The 14529-nt window shown below is 65.2% G+C and carries 10 protein-coding genes; 4 read left to right on the top strand and 6 right to left on the bottom strand.

The features are described from left to right. Positions 1–56: 56 nt before the first annotated feature. From nadC to B7R93_RS06725, 5 genes are all read right to left on the bottom strand, one after another. Positions 57–989 carry a carboxylating nicotinate-nucleotide diphosphorylase gene (nadC, locus tag B7R93_RS06745; protein ID WP_232798122.1) on the bottom strand — a complete coding sequence of 311 codons (933 nt, stop codon included), beginning with the start codon at positions 987–989 and terminating at the stop codon, positions 57–59. A 152-nt stretch (positions 990–1141) separates the two neighbouring features. Beyond that, positions 1142–2641: an L-aspartate oxidase gene (locus B7R93_RS06740; RefSeq protein WP_103020056.1), complete on the bottom strand. Its 1500-nt coding sequence runs from the start codon at positions 2639–2641 to the stop codon at positions 1142–1144. Between the two features lie 394 nt (positions 2642–3035). Next, positions 3036–4013 (bottom strand): hypothetical protein, encoded by a 978-nt coding sequence (locus B7R93_RS06735; RefSeq protein WP_232798120.1) that lies wholly within the window; start codon positions 4011–4013, stop codon positions 3036–3038. A gap of 241 nt (positions 4014–4254) precedes the next feature. Beyond that, positions 4255–7821 carry a TonB-dependent receptor gene (locus B7R93_RS06730; protein WP_103020055.1) on the bottom strand — a complete coding sequence of 1189 codons (3567 nt, stop codon included), beginning with the start codon at positions 7819–7821 and terminating at the stop codon, positions 4255–4257. A gap of 313 nt (positions 7822–8134) precedes the next feature. Next, entirely contained in the window at positions 8135–8872 is a 738-nt protein-coding gene (locus tag B7R93_RS06725; protein ID WP_232798118.1) for a DUF6503 family protein, read from the bottom strand. A 278-nt stretch (positions 8873–9150) separates the two neighbouring features. On the opposite strand from B7R93_RS06725, the gene B7R93_RS06720 reads away from it, so the two are divergent. Next, the gene (locus B7R93_RS06720; protein WP_232798116.1) at positions 9151–9558 is read left to right on the top strand and encodes an SPOR domain-containing protein; all 408 of its coding nucleotides are present in this window, start codon (positions 9151–9153) and stop codon (positions 9556–9558) included. Positions 9559–9770: 212 nt separating this feature from the next. Then, on the top strand, positions 9771–10622 hold the full coding sequence (locus B7R93_RS06715) for a carbon-nitrogen hydrolase family protein (RefSeq protein WP_103020053.1): 852 nt from the start codon (positions 9771–9773) through the stop codon (positions 10620–10622). Positions 10623–10653: 31 nt separating this feature from the next. On the opposite strand, the gene B7R93_RS06710 is transcribed toward B7R93_RS06715, so the two are convergent. Further along, the gene (locus B7R93_RS06710; RefSeq protein WP_103020052.1) at positions 10654–11133 is read right to left on the bottom strand and encodes a hypothetical protein; all 480 of its coding nucleotides are present in this window, start codon (positions 11131–11133) and stop codon (positions 10654–10656) included. A gap of 442 nt (positions 11134–11575) precedes the next feature. Between B7R93_RS06710 and B7R93_RS06705 the strand changes: the two genes are divergently transcribed. Together B7R93_RS06705 and glgA are read left to right on the top strand one after the other, a co-directional pair. After that, complete coding sequence (locus B7R93_RS06705) at positions 11576–12859, top strand: glucose-1-phosphate adenylyltransferase (protein ID WP_103020051.1); 1284 nt, start codon at positions 11576–11578, stop codon at positions 12857–12859. A 118-nt stretch (positions 12860–12977) separates the two neighbouring features. Further along, a complete protein-coding gene (gene glgA / locus B7R93_RS06700; protein WP_103020050.1) occupies positions 12978–14207 on the top strand; it encodes a glycogen synthase in 1230 nt (409 codons plus the stop codon). Positions 14208–14529: the final 322 nt, after the last annotated feature.

The raw sequence follows: 14529 nt of genomic DNA, 5'->3' as shown, positions 1-14529 counted from the left end.
GGCAGCAAGCTAGAGTGGTTGGTTGATGGCTCGGACGCGGGCACCGGGCACCCGTCTCAGTCGATTCGCATGCTGATGTCGAGCGTCTTGGGCGAATGCGTGAGGGCCCCCACAGAGACGGCATCGACGCCCGTTTCCGCGACGGTTGAAACCGTCTTGAGCGTCACCCCGCCGGAGGCCTCCAAGGGAACGCGTCCGTCCGTGTGATCCACTGCCCGGCGGAGTGTTTCGGGAGACATGTTGTCGAGCAGGAGATGGTCGGGCGCGAGGGAGAGCGCCTCTTCGAGTTCGTCGAGGGTTTTCACCTCGACCTCGATCGGATACGTGTCCCCATGGGTTTCCCGGACACGCCGCACCGCCTCGGCAATGCCGCCGGCCCCGTCAATGTGGTTGTCTTTGATGAGGATCATGTCGTAGAGCCCCATCCGGTGGTTCTGGCCGCCGCCCTGCCGTACCGCATACTTATCGGGGCGACGGTGCCCCGGAAGCGTCTTGCGGGTGTCCAGGATGTCGGCCTTCGTGTGCGAGATGGCGTCCACGAAGCGACGGGTGAGGGTGGCGACGCCGGACAGGCGGCCGACGAAATTAATCGCCGGACGCTCGGCGGTAAGGAGGGCTCGACCGGGCCCCTCCACCGTCGCAAGAAGGTGTCCGGCCTCGACCCGTTCCCCCTCTTCCACCGACGGGGCAACCCGGAGCTCCGGGTCCACGAGCCGACACAGTGCGTCGGCCAGCGGCAGGCCCGCAACCACGCCTTCTTCTTTCGCCACGAGCCGGCCGTGCAGTTGGGCGTCGGTCTTCAGCGTGGCCGCACTCGTGACGTCGCGGTCAGACGGCGCCGTCTTTCCCGATTGCCATGCCCCGTCGGCATCCACGTCCTCTGCGATGCTCAGGGACAGCAAAGAGAGCACGGAGGGGCGGCGGAGGAACTCTGGCAGTGCGCGTCGGGCCCGGTCTCGGGGCGACGCAACGGACGTCGGTTCGGTCACTGTGTGCGGGGTCGAGCGTTCGTGCAGTGCATGAAAAGCGAGCGGGCAGCCCGCCCGCGCCCCCCTCGGGGGTTCCTTGCTGCGCGCAGGGCCCTTTGTCCTTACAGGGTTTGGCCAGGCATCGGGCCCCAAACAGCTTCGGGGAGGAGCGATCAGGACGCCGACGGGGCGTCCGGCCGCTCCATGTAGTGGCACCCCACGGACGTCTCATTGGCCGCGGCCGCCTCGGCAATCAGGCGGGCTCCCGTGCAGGCCGATCGGAGCTCGTGGACGCCGCGCCGGGCACTGGGGTCCATCCAGGCGTCCACGTCCGCCCTAATCGAACGGATGTCGTGGCGGGCCTGTTGCAGGCCATCGGGCGTGCGGCGAAGCCCCACGTGCTCGTCCATGGCCTGCTGGAGGCGCTCGAAGGCCGCGCGGAGCGCTTCGTCGGGCGGGGGCGATCCGGCACCAGTCGTTGAGATCGAAACGGGTTGGGGGGGAACCGTGGTCCCCGTGGCATCGGTTCCCGCCCGCAGGCCCCACACCAGCCCTTCCAGGAGCGAGGTGGAGGCCAGCCGGTTCGCGCCGTGGACCCCCGTTCGGGCACACTCGCCCACCGCGTAGAGCCGATCAAGCGACGCCCGCCCGTGGGTGTCTACGTCGACGCCGCCACAGAGGAAGTGTTCAGCGGGCACGACGGGAATGCCGGCGGACGGGTCCACCCCATGCTCTGCACACATCGCCGTGAGGTCCGGAAAGGTCTCGGCGAAGTCGAACGACGAGACGTCGAGCACGACCCGTCCGGTGCGTTTGTGTTCCTGCTCTACCGCACGGGCCACCACGTCGCGGGGCGCCAGCTCGGCGTCCTCGTGGACGGCGGGCATGAAGCGGTCGCCCGCGGCATTGCGGAGCACCGCCCCCTCTCCTCGTACCGCCTCACTCACCAGGAATGGGTCGCCATCGGCCACGCAGACGGTGGGGTGAAACTGGACGAACTCCATGTCGGTCGTCGTGGCCCCGGCCCGGTGCGCCATCGCGATGCCGTCCCCCGTCGCCCCCGCAGGATTCGTGGAGCGGCCGTAGAGGGCCCCGATGCCCCCGGTGGCAAGGACGGTTGCCCCCGCGTGGAGGCGCCGCACCTCGTCCCCGGACTTGAGGAGCGCCCCGTGGACGGCTCCGTCCCGCTCCAGCAGATCGATCGCGGCGGTGTTCCCCCGAATCGCGACCCGGTCGTGGGCAGCGAGGCAGTTTAGAAACGGCTCGTGGATGTGCTTGCCCGTCGACGCGTCAACGTGCAGAATGCGGTCTTCGGAGTGGGCCGCCTCGCGTCCGTAGTCAAACGACGCGCCGTCGCCTCCGGTGTCGAAGTCCACCTCGAGCGTGTCGATGAGCACATCCCGCACGGCCGCGTCGGCGTTCTGCACGAGCACGTCGAGGGCCTCGGGGTCGCTGGTGCCACTCGACGCGGTATGAATGTCTTCCTTAAACCGCCGGGGCGCCGTACGGGCCACCGCGATGCCCCCCTGGGCCCACCACGTGGAGGCCCCTTCGGGCTGTGTCGCCTTCGTGGCCACAGTGACCGAGGCCCCCTCACGGGCGGCCCCGAGAGCAGCGGAGAGGCCCGCGATGCCGGAGCCAAGGACGAGAACGTCGGTTGTGGAGTGGTCCATAGGAAGAACCGCAGTAGCTTGCCGCGTGACGTGTCTTAACCCCGTTGTACACGGTCCAATGCTTTCGGATTCGGAAACTCACCAACAGACCGACAAGAACGGAAGGATCTTAGGCACCGCGAAAGTCCCTGATCCGCATTTGAACCTCCTGAACGCTGATGTTACCCGCTCCCTACAAACGCCAGTGGTAGTATCTGGGGCGCGCTGAGTGCCCTCCCCGCCGGACGTACTCATTCAGGGTTGCGGGCCAAGGCGGAAAGAAATGAGGGGCCCGATTGCTTGCAGGAGACCCGCCCGCAGAGCAATTGAGGCCCCCACACAGATGAGTCGGAAGGACTCTTTTGGACTGTGAGGACCCGGTGCCTCCTCTTCGACTGAAGTAGGAGCGTGCTCGTTATTCCTGTTCGGTCTGGAGGGGCAATACGAATACATCTCTCTGCTCGTTGGCGATGCGGAGCGTGTGCGGATCATCCCACGTCACCGCCTCGGCCTGCTTCGTTCGCTCATCGGGCAGGTCGATGCGGCGCGGCTCCGACGAGAGCCACCGATCGCCCCCTTCGGGCCGGGCATAGATCCACACGCCGCCGAAGCAGAGCACCGCCAGTCGCTCCCCATTCGGACTGAGGGCCGCGGCGGTGGGCGGCGGGATGGTGTCATGATGGTCCACGAGCGTGAGGGTGTTGACGCGGTCGGTGTGCTCGGTGTCAAGCCGGTACAGCTTGGTTCCTCGCTCGGGACTATTGATCTGTTGTCCCTCTCGGTGCTTGGTGAGCACATAGAGCGTGCCGTCGTCCACGAACAGGCTCTCCGCGTCGAAATGCCATTCTTGCGCCGGAACCGTCTCCTGGTCCGGGTACCGGAGGGGCAGATGCCTCACAGGCCGGGTTCGGCGGTCGTGGTAGAAGGGCTCGCGCAGCACGTAGATGCCCAGGTCGCGCCGGGCGTTCCCGTTGTTGCCGATGTCGCCGAGGTACAGCGTGCTGTCCTCTACCGCGATGTCCTCGTAGTCGATGTGGGCGGCGGCCCCAAGCTGCACGCCCGGCCACGGCGGCTTCCCACTGCTATCGGCCCCGGCCCCAACGGCGTGGTCGCCGGCGTGCCAGGGGGCCATGTGCACACTTCCAGTGCTGTCAATCGCGAAGATTCGCGGGGCGTCGCCGCTGTCGTTGTGGACCCACCAGACGTTCTCTTGCCACCGGCTCCGGACAATGCCGCTGATCTCATCCACCGGAGTGTGGGCCACACGCCCCTCCCGCTCAAGCGACGGTTCTGGCGATGGGACCAGCCCCGACGATTGGGCCACGGCACCGATCGGGTTCACACCCAGGAGGAGAAGAGCGACGGTGACGAATCGACACGTCCAAAGAAGCATGAGGGAAGCTGAAGAGAATGAGACAACGAGAGACCACACGCAATAGGGGTGTTTTCGGAAGCCAACAGTGCCGTGTCCGGAGAGATCCTCAACGGATTGGGGCTGAGAGTTCGCTTTTCCTTCAGGCACGCTATTCTGGATGGAGATTGCACGACTGGTCGGAGAAGGCACAAAATAAAAACGGGCGGCCGTCTCGCGACGACCGCCCGTAGATGCTAGGGGTTCGGTGGCTGTGGCACCGTTAGAAGTTGTAACGGACGCCGAACTTCATCTGCCACTGTGAGCTGTAGGAGGATCCAGTCCGGATCTCATCAAAGATGTCGTCTTGATCGAGCGTGCGGATCTGATCGGCCACACCGTCGCCGTTGGTATCCGTCGCACTGTCGATCACGCTTTGCGCCGTGTAGACCGGCGTGTAATCGCCGTTGTCCGGATCCCGAAACTCATCGAAGGACGTCAGATTCACCTGATTGAGCCCGGCGTAGCGCTCGCCCCAATCCGTGCCGAACACATCCCCCAGCAGGCTGGAGAAGTTAAACACGTTCGCCGTAAGCTCCACACTCTGCTGGCGTCCCAGTAGCTCCTGGAAGATTTCGAGGCGGAGGTTGAGGTCCATGACTCCCTCCCATGGCGACCGGTCGGCGTTTCGCGAGGTGTACTCGCCCCGCTTCTGGCTCAGATAGTCATTCTCTCGAATGAACTGATCGACCGCCGCGGCCTGTTGCGCAGCGGTGATGGTCGAGCTGTTGTCTCGATCAATCTCCGAGAACTCGAGCCGACTGGCCGTCTGGGGCACGTAGAACAGGGAGTTTTCTTCGCCTCGTTCCTGCACCATATTCTCGCTGCCACCGATAACGTAGGAGAACGGCCGTCCGGACTGCCCATCGTAGATCAGGGTCGTCGTAAGAGCGAAACGGTCCCCAAGCTGCTGGCGGTACGAGAATCGCCCCAGCACCCGGTGGCCTGTCGAGAAGTCCGACCGGGCCAGCTCAAGGTTGTTGGCTCCGTTCACGTGCTCCACGCCGTCCCAGAGCGAGTTGATCTGAGAGGAGGTGCCGTCGTTCACGGAGAACGCATCGCCGTACGTGTACGACACATCGGTTCGAAGGCCGCTGTTTTCGGTCACGACGCCCTCAAAGGTCTTCCGGAGGCGGGCCGTCACGTTGTAGGAGTACCCGCGGTCCGTATTGCCCACGCGGTGGATGTTCGAGTACCGCGTGTCGATGCGCTGATCTCCGGCCTGCGTAAATTCGCTGTTCCCCGCACCGTACTCCTCCGGCACCCAAATGGGCCGATTGTCCGGACCATCCAGCGTTTCGTTGGCCGGACGCAGGTTCACGTTCGTGATCAGGACGTTCTTGAGGGTATTGGAGTACTGTGCCTCAAACGTCCCCACGACGCCGCCCGGCAGCTCCTGGTCCACCCCGAGCGAGGTCCGCCAGAAGCGCGGGTTGAAGTAGTCCTCTTCGAACATCTCCAGGCGCCCACTCGGAATGAGGTCCGTCGGATCGCGGTCCGAGACGTCGGCCACCGTCAGTCCATTTTCGGCGGGATTCGACCGAAACGGGACATTGTCGACGATGAAGTCGACGCTTCCGGTGTTGGTCCCGTTGTTGAGGTACATGCCCCCGGGCCAGACGAATGGCTGGCGGCTGGTGAAGACCCCGGTCCCTCCTCGGATCTGGGTCTGTTCGTCCCCAAATGCGTCGAAGTTGAAGCCGAAGCGCGGTGCCCAGTGCAGCACTGGATCTGGCGTCTCGCCAGGTCGCGCTCCGTTCATCGAGTAGAAGTCCTCAATGGCAGGAATCGTGGTGTTGCGCGGGTTCAGCTCCGGGGATGCATCATCCGGAACGGCCGGGTTGCCCCGGTTGGCGTACGCCGGATCATCCAGGTAGACCGGCACGTCGACCCGAACGCCTCCGGTCACCGTCAGACGATCGCTCACCGTCCACTCGTCCTGCACGTAGAGGCTGGTGTTGAGGGCCCGGAAAGCGCCCTCTGCACTCGTGTTGTCGCCCACAATCTCTTCGAACTGCCCAGACCCTGCTGTATTGTCCACGAGGGAGAAGGCACGTGCAAAGAGGCTGGGCGCAGGCTCATTCGGATACTGGCTACAGTCGAAGAACTCACTGCCCGGGATTCCCTGCGCGCCAGACGACGCGCACAGGGTTTGCGCAAATTCGTCCATCGAGGTGCCATTGTCCCCATTCAGAAAGCTCGGGAACTGGTACCAGCCGTAGTTGAAGGGGACGAACCGGTTGGCCAGATCGTAGAGCTCGTTGTGCGTCCCGACTGTGAGGGTGTGGTCCCCCAGGAAGACGTTAAAGTCATTGGTGAGGGTGAAGACTTCCTGCTTCAGGAAGTTCACCGTCGAAAACGGCTCACCACCAAGACTAATCTCTGCCCCCCCATCGTTGATGTCGATGGTCGGGAAAGGCTGGCGGAGATTCGTATTCCGGTCGTCCTCGACGTCCTTGTAGCTGAGAATCAGCTTGTTGGCGTAGTCATTGCCAAAGGTGCTGTTCAGCTCCAGCGCGCCAATCTGCGTCGTGTTCGGAAAGACCTCGTTCCGGCTGGAGAAGGACAGTGCACTGTTGCCCCCACCAAAGGCGTCGATATTCTCGGAGCTCGAGTAGCTGTACCGGGCACTCAGGCGATGATTCTGGTTGATGTTCCAGTCGATCTTCCCCAGAAACTTGTCGCTGTCAAGCGTGGTGGCTTGCCCGCGGAAGCCGCCGGGATTGTACCGGTCCCCAACCGTCTGCTCCAGAAAGCTGACGAGGTTGTTTACATCCTCCTCCGTCTGGATCGCCGTTCCCTGAAAGTCACCGTCCGGCCCAAGGGTGCTCTGGAACGGCTGCGGCGACGACTCCCGGTTGATGTCGAAGTTGACAAAGAAGAAGAGCTCATCCTCGACGATGGGGCCCCCGAAGCGTCCCACGTACCGCTCGTTGGAGAAGTCCGGAAACGGGGCATCCGGCAGGTCCTCCGCAAAGTTCTGATCGCGGTACTCAAAGGCCACCGAGCCCTCATACTCGTTCGTCCCGCTCCGCGTGACAGCGTTGATCGCACCGCCGCCGAAGTAGCTCTGCGTCACGTCGTACGGCGATACCTCAATGTTGAAGCTCTTGATGGCGTCCGTGCTAATCGGCGTCGCTCCGGTCTGGCCGCCGTCGGTGCCCTGGGCCGAGAGCCCGAACACGTCGTTGCTCACCGCGCCGTCGATGAAGATCGAGTTGTACCGGTTGTTCTGGCCAGCAATGGAAATCGACGAGCCGTCATCGTCGCCGTTTCCAACGATGGCCTGCGGCGTAAACCGCGCAAAGTCCGCGATGGACCGGTCGATCGTGGGGGCGGTTTCCACCTCTTCTTCCGAGATGTTCGTGGAGAGGCCCTTGCGACTTTCGTCGAAGACAGCCCCCTGTTCACCGACAACCGTCACCTCGTCCAGCTGCTCAGTCTGGGGCCGGAGCTGGAACCGAAAGGTCCGCGTCTCCCCGAGATCGAGCTGGACCTCGGTCTCACGCTTCGACTGGTAGCCGACGAATGAGGCGGTGATGGTGTAGGGGCCGCCGACGCGCACGTTCGCGATCGTGAACTGGCCATCTCCACCAGTCGACGAGCCGTAGCGTGAGCCGCTCGGCTCGTGCACCGCGACGACATTCGCACCCGGGAGCGGGGCTTCTGTCTCGTCGAGAATGGTACCTCGAATGGTGGCCGAGGTGACCCCTTGGCCGTGAGCGGCAGGCGGCCAGGCAAGGAGCCCCACGAGTAAGAGCAAGGGGAAAATTGTAGCCCAACGTTTCATGATGGACGGAATGGTTGGTGGTTCGTAGATGAGTGGGGTGCTAGTCCTGTGATCCGAAACGGCTTTTGCCTGTATCGCCCAGGACAACCAGGAGACTAGACTTGGAGTGATAACCACTCAAACGATACAGGCCACCTCTCACTTTTGCCACCCTCATTCCTTTAAGATGCTATGTCTCGCACACCTTTAATTTCAGAATAATGGTTTCGTAATGCCTCGTTACATCCCTGGGACATGTTTTTCAAAGCTCATGGTCCCGTCTGGACTCTCTCCTGCCGCAACATCGCGCCGGGGACGTCTTAGGGCCCCTCCGTTAAAGCGGGCGGACCTGCACGCTGTCAATCTCAATCTCGGACACCCGCTCCAGGGCGCCGCTCTCCAACAGATCCGGATACCGGGCCAGCTGGTCTGCGGTCAGGGAATCGGCCGTGTAGTTGTGGTAGTCCGCCACACGGACACCACCGCGACGCCGCACATTGTAGGCCTCCCGGAAGCGCGTGCCGGCCTCTTCCTCGGGGCCCTGCCCGTAGGCGTACGCCAGGTAGTCCATGTCGTACGTGTCGACGCGGAACCAGTACACAAATACGTCTTCCCAGTCGGGGCCACCGTCCTCCTGTTGAAAGGTTACCTTCACCCGATGGTACGGCACGCCGTCGATCGTGTCACGGCCGCTGTACGTGGGCTGCACGGCAGGGTCCCCGAGCGGCGCGGGCAGCAGGGCAAAGTAGGCCACCGAGTTGACCGTCGTCTCCACGGCGGCTCGCTCGGACGCAGAGAGCGACACGGTGTCTCCCTCCACGACGCGGTAGCGCCCGTCGTTCGTCAGGCCCTCCGTCACGGACCGGCCCAGCGAGTCGGTGGAGGCGCGCCGGTAGTGAAAATCCCCTCCATCCTGCCGGAGGCGATACGCGTCGCCCCGGAAGTCAAGCGTAACGACGGCCCGGTCGAGCACCGACGCTCCGTGGGCGGCTCGGGCACTGTCGATGACCACGGCCGCGGACGGCGGCGACTCCGGAGCAGTACAGGCCCCGAGGAGAAGCACGAAAACCACAGCGGGGAGAGCGTGTGGGAAACGACGCATGCAGAGTGGGGGCGACTGGGAAAGGAGACAGGACGACGAGCTGGGACGTCGGACTCCTCTAATCGCCCGCCCCCGGTCGAGTTGCACCGGGGCCGCGTCGCCCGTCCCCCTCGGGGCAAACGCCAGGATCGATCGTTCCGTCCCTGAACCGCACGCCGCGGCGATGCGTAAAGGCCGAGTCGCGTCCTTGATTCACAGCGCCTGGTCCATACCTGGCTCTCATCGCCTGCATGCCCACGCGGGACTCCATGCTCCGAGCGTTGTGGACCCTGGGATTTGTGTGCCTGGGCGGGGGACTGATCGGCGCCTGTTCCGGCCCTGCTCCGGAGTCGACCGGCCCCTCTTCGGGGGCCCACTCGGACGCTCGCCACTATCACGTGCAGCTCCGCCTCACGGAGGACAAAACCCGAGCGGCCGAGACCCTCGGGCGGGCCGAACGGTGGTGGCGCGAGCAATCCTCGGCGGACCGTCCCCCGCTTGTCCAGAAGGCCCGCTCTTCCGAGACGCCCGTCACGATTGCGTGGAAGGCGCCCTTCTACCGCGTGCGGCTCGGTCCCTTCGCCACGGAGGCGCAGGCCGAAGCCGTCCTCGACGCCGCCCGGTCGGCATTTCCGGACGCCTTCGTCGCCCCCAGCCGGCCCGACGCCGCCCCCTAAGAGTCTGGTGTGTTGATGTTGGGGCGGATCGCGAGGGCGAGAATGGATGGCACGATTTGCAGCCCGTCAAGGCCGCTCGCAGCGCCCCAATCGGGGGGAGGAAGGACTCTCTGGGGTGCCCGAGCGATAAAGCAAAACAGACTCCAAGAACGCCGACTCCCACTCCCCCCCTCGCTCCACCCTCCTCGCTCACACGCCCTCCACCGCTAACGATGAACATCGCCCTCGTACAGCACGCCGTCTCGTCTCCGGCCTCGACCGCGGTCGAACAGGGAGTTCGGGCCGTGCGGGCGGCCGCCGACGCCGGGGCCGACCTCGTCGTCTTCCCCGAGCTCTCGTTCACGCCGTTCTATCCGCGGGTGCCGGTGACGGACCGCGACCAGAGCGCCCTCGACCTGGCCGAGCCGGTGCCGGGCCCCACCACGGAGGCCCTGGCCACAGCCGCCGCCGACGGTGGGGTGGTCGTCGTCTTCAACCTGATGGAGCGGGCCGGGGACCGTACGTTCGACACCTCCCCCGTCTTCGACGCGGACGGCACGCTGCTCGGCCGCACCCGCATGATGCACATCACCGCGTACGACCGCTTTCACGAGCAGGGCTACTACGCCCCGGGCGACACCGGCGCGCCGGTCTACGACACGGCCGCCGGACGAATCGGCGTGGCCATCTGCTACGACCGGCACTACCCCGAGTACCTGCGGGCCCTGGCCCTGCAGGACGCCGACCTCGTGGTGGTGCCCCAGGCCGGAACCGTCGGCGAGTGGCCGGAGGGGATGTACGAGGCCGAGCTTCGGACGGCCGCGCTCCAGCACGGGTTTTTTACGGCCCTCGCCAACCGAACGGGAACGGAGGGCAACATGCAGTTTGCCGGCCGCTCCTTCGTGACGGGCCCGCTCGGGGCGGTCCTCGCTCAGGCCCCCGGCGCCGACGAAACCACCCTGCACGCCTCGGTCGACCTCGCCCGGACGGCCGAGGCCCCGGCCCGCCAGCTGTTCCTTCGCCACCGCCGCCCGGACCAGTACGAGCAGGGCGCCGTGGCCGTCGCGTCGGACCGGACGGACTGAATGCGTCGGCCCCGTCCGCGCCGCCCTCCTGCTACGCGAAGTACACCCCCAGGTACCGATTCCAGAGCATCAGGACGAGCATGACGACCCACAGCAGGTGGCCCACGCCGGTCCCGATGGCCACTTTCTTTCGCGCCGCGTCGGCCGCGTCGGCGCCGAGCGACCCACCGCCCTCCCCGGTCACGAACGCCCGGAGCGTATTCCAGCCCGGCCGGATGACGAAAAGCTGATCGGCCGCAAACAGCACGATGAGGGTGACGGACGTGTGGTAGAGCGGCCCGTAGGCAGCAAAGTGCCCACCCGCCACGAACGCCCCGAGTGAGAACAGGAGGGTCAGCACCGCGAAGATGTTCATCTGGCGCACGGTGGCCGCCCCGTCGTTTGCGAGCGCAACTCCGCCCCCCCCGCCCTGGTCGAGCACTGCGCGGGCCCGTCCCGCGAGACGGAGGCCCAGCCCAAACCACGCGGCGGCCGTGATGATGTGGAGCGTGACGAGAACGGAGAAGATCATGGGAGCGAGGCGGATGGGGACAGATCGTGTTCGCTGCCCTCTCACGCACGGCCCGAGGGAGAGTTTTGTCGACACACCTTCTTCGTCCTCGATGGGGCCGAACGAGAAGGTGCCCGCTCTGGTTACCAGATGGCGCCCTGGGCATCGCGCTCGTCTACTCCTCGGGCAAGGCCGTGACCGGGGCCGTGTGCCAATCGCCACTATGATAATGTCAGGTCTCGTGCTGACCGTTGGCCGTCCCCCCTCCGACTGCTCCGGTAGCGGCCCCTGTCCGGCACCGAGACGTACCGGCGCCCGCGTCTGTCAGGGGAGGCTCTCACCCGCGACGGGTCTGTTTCACTGTCATTGCATCATACCGGACGGGTTTCTTTCTTGAAGCCCCCAGGACGTAGCCCCGCCCTACACAGGGTGTCATGGCCCTTCCCCTACCTTTTTTCTTCCCATGTCCACGTCGCTCGACAACTCCATCCTCACCGTCATCCTCGGCGGCGGAAAAGGCACCCGTCTCTACCCCCTCACCAAGCTGCGCGCCAAGCCGGCCGTGCCCCTCGCCGGGCGCTACCGCCTGATCGACGTGCCCGTCTCCACGAGCATCAACTCGGGGATCACCCGCATCTTCGTCCTTACCCAGTACAACTCGGCCAGCCTCAACCGCCACCTGGCCCGCGCCTACCAGTTTGACCGCTTCAGCAACGGCTTCGTGTCCATCCTGGCGGCCGAGCAGACCCCGTCGTCCAAGAACTGGTTCCAGGGCACCGCCGACGCGGTGCGCCGCAGCCTCCCCCACATTGAGGGCCACCGGCACCGCCACGTGCTTATCCTGTCGGGGGACCAGCTGTACTCGATGGACTATCGCAAGATGCTGGCCCACCACCGCGAGACGGACGCGGACGTCACCCTCGGCACCATTCCGGTGACCGCCGACGATGCCACGTCCTTCGGCATCCTGAAGACCGACGACGAGCACATCATCACCGAGTTTCACGAGAAGCCCGACCGCGATGAGCTCGACGGCCTGGACAGCCCCGTCCGCCCGGCGCTCGAAGACGAGGGCCGCGTGTACCACGCCTCGATGGGGATGTACATCTTCGACCGCGAGCCCCTGCGCGAGCTGCTCGACGCCAACCCGGACGACCACGACTTTGGCAACCAGATCATTCCGAAGGCCATCGACAAGATGCGGGTGGCGAGCTATCCGTTCTCCGGCTACTGGAGCGACATCGGGACCATCCGCTCCTTCTACGAGGCCAACCTGATGCTGGCGGAGCCGGAGCCCCCCTTCAGCCTCTACGACCCGAACCGCCCCCTCTACACCCGCGCCCGCATGCTGCCCCCGGCGAAGCTTCAAAACTCCAGCGTCCAGAACTCGCTGATCGCCGAGGGGAGCCTCCTCGAGAACAGCCAGGTGTCCCAGTCCGTCGTCGGCATCCGCTCGTACGTGGGCCCGGACACGACCCTCAAGAACACGGTCATGATGGGCGCCGACCACTTCCGGTGGCACGAGATGGAAGAGCGCGGCTTCGTGGAGGGCCCGGCCGATCCCGGGATCGGGGAAGAGTCGTACGTCGAGGGCGCCATCATCGACAAAAACGTCTCGATCGGCAAGCGCTGCATCATCAAGAACCAGGACAACGTGCAGGAGGCCGAGGAGGACCTCTACCACATCCGGGACGGGATCGTCGTCATCCCGAAAAACACCCACATTCCGGACGACACCATTATTTGACTGCAGGGAAGGGGAAATGGGAAAGCGGGAAGAGGGAACCCATCCCCTAAACCGCTTCCTCGCCAGCCCATTCCTCCCATAATCTTTGCTCTTCCCACGCACCTCTCCCCTCGTACCTATGAAAATCGTAATCCTCACCAACGAATACCCGCCCAACGTCTACGGCGGGGCCGGCGTGCACGTGGAGTACCTGACCCGCGAGCTGGCCGCCCTGGACGACCGGAAGCACGAGATCGAGGTGCTCTGCTTCGGGGACCAGGACGAGACGGACGACAACCTGCGGGTGCGGGGCGTAGCGCCCGACGTCGAGGTGCCCCACCAGGACGAGCGGCACGCCAAGTTCATGGACGCGATGGCGCGCGACCTGGTCATGGCCGGCTCCGTGGCCGACGCCGACATCATCCACGGCCACACCTGGTACTCGCACCTCGCCGGGTGCCTCGCCAAGCAGCTGACCGGCGGGCGGCTGGTGCTCACCACCCACTCCCTGGAGCCGCACCGCCCCTGGAAGCGCGAGCAGCTCGGGCGGGGCTACGACGGCTCCTCCTGGGTGGAGCAGACCGCCTACGAGACCGCGGACGGCGTCGTGGCCGTCTCCGGCGCCATGAAAGAGGACGTGCAGACCCTGTACGACGTCGGCGGGGCCCAGACGGAAGTCATCCACAACGGCATCGACATCGACCAGTACCGCCCGCGCCCCGACCGGTCCGTGCTGGCGGACTACGGCGTGGACCCCGACCGGCCCTTCGTCCTGTTCGTGGGCCGCATCACGCGGCAGAAGGGCATCCTGCACCTCGTGGAGGCGATCCACCACTTCGACGACGACATTCAGGTCGTCCTCTGCGCGGGCGCCCCGGACACCGACGAGATCGGGGCCGAGATGGAACGCCGGGTAGAGACGGCCCGGGCCGAGACCGACAACCGAATCGTGTGGCTCGCCGAGATGCTACCGCGCGAGGACGTGATCACGATGTACTCGCACGCGTCGGTCTTCGTCTGCCCCAGCGTGTACGAGCCGTTCGGCATCATCAACCTGGAGGCGATGGCCTGCGAAACGCCGGTCGTGGCCTCGCGCGTCGGCGGCATCCCCGAGATCGTGGTGCCCGACGAGACGGGGCTGCTGGTGGACGTGGACCCGACGGGCGGCGACGACGTGGAGCCCGCCGACCCTGAGGCCTTCGCCCACGGCCTGGCCGACGGGGTGAATGCCCTCATGGCCGATCCGGACCGGCGCGACCGGATGGGCACCGCGGCGCGGCGGCGCGTGGAGGCGCAGTTCAGCTGGACCGCCATCGCGGAGCAGACGCTGGACTTCTACAAGTCGCTGGTGGAGGACGGGCGCTCCTGACGGCCGTACGCCCCCGGCCCGTGTCGCATCCCGGTCGGGGGTTGGAGGACCGTCGTCCTCGGGCCCCGACTCATCGTCGCCCGGTCGGTCCTGTACGGCACTCCCTGTACAGGATTGCTTGATTTTGCAACGTTTTGCACGCGAATGGGTTAGGGCGAATCGGTGTCTGTACGACCCGTCGACCGACGTATAATTATGGGTTATGCCGAACGCTTCCGTGATACAACACGGAATGGATCTATAGAGTTTTCCCTCACTGAATTGCTACTCATAACTCCAATCGGATATGACCACACCAGATACGAGTAACGAAATCGCACCC

It is taken from the genome of Salinibacter altiplanensis, from assembly GCF_002894645.1.
GTDB classification, from domain to species: domain Bacteria; phylum Bacteroidota; class Rhodothermia; order Rhodothermales; family Salinibacteraceae; genus Salinibacter; species Salinibacter altiplanensis.
Note: the sequence above shows the minus strand (reverse complement) of the source record. Positions and strands in the feature narration are given on the sequence as shown.

What these genes read in the sequence shown, in the direction of transcription:
- B7R93_RS06740 (WP_103020056.1), bottom strand. Translation starts at nt 2,641, where the DNA reads ATGGACCACTCCACAACCGACGTTCTCGTCCTTGGCTCCGGCATCGCG.
- B7R93_RS06735 (WP_232798120.1), bottom strand. Translation starts at nt 4,013, where the DNA reads ATGCTTCTTTGGACGTGTCGATTCGTCACCGTCGCTCTTCTCCTCCTG.
- B7R93_RS06730 (WP_103020055.1), bottom strand. Translation starts at nt 7,821, where the DNA reads ATGAAACGTTGGGCTACAATTTTCCCCTTGCTCTTACTCGTGGGGCTC.
- B7R93_RS06720 (WP_232798116.1), top strand. Translation starts at nt 9,151, where the DNA reads ATGCTCCGAGCGTTGTGGACCCTGGGATTTGTGTGCCTGGGCGGGGGA.
- B7R93_RS06715 (WP_103020053.1), top strand. Translation starts at nt 9,771, where the DNA reads ATGAACATCGCCCTCGTACAGCACGCCGTCTCGTCTCCGGCCTCGACC.
- B7R93_RS06710 (WP_103020052.1), bottom strand. Translation starts at nt 11,133, where the DNA reads ATGATCTTCTCCGTTCTCGTCACGCTCCACATCATCACGGCCGCCGCG.
- B7R93_RS06705 (WP_103020051.1), top strand. Translation starts at nt 11,576, where the DNA reads ATGTCCACGTCGCTCGACAACTCCATCCTCACCGTCATCCTCGGCGGC.
- glgA (WP_103020050.1), top strand. Translation starts at nt 12,978, where the DNA reads ATGAAAATCGTAATCCTCACCAACGAATACCCGCCCAACGTCTACGGC.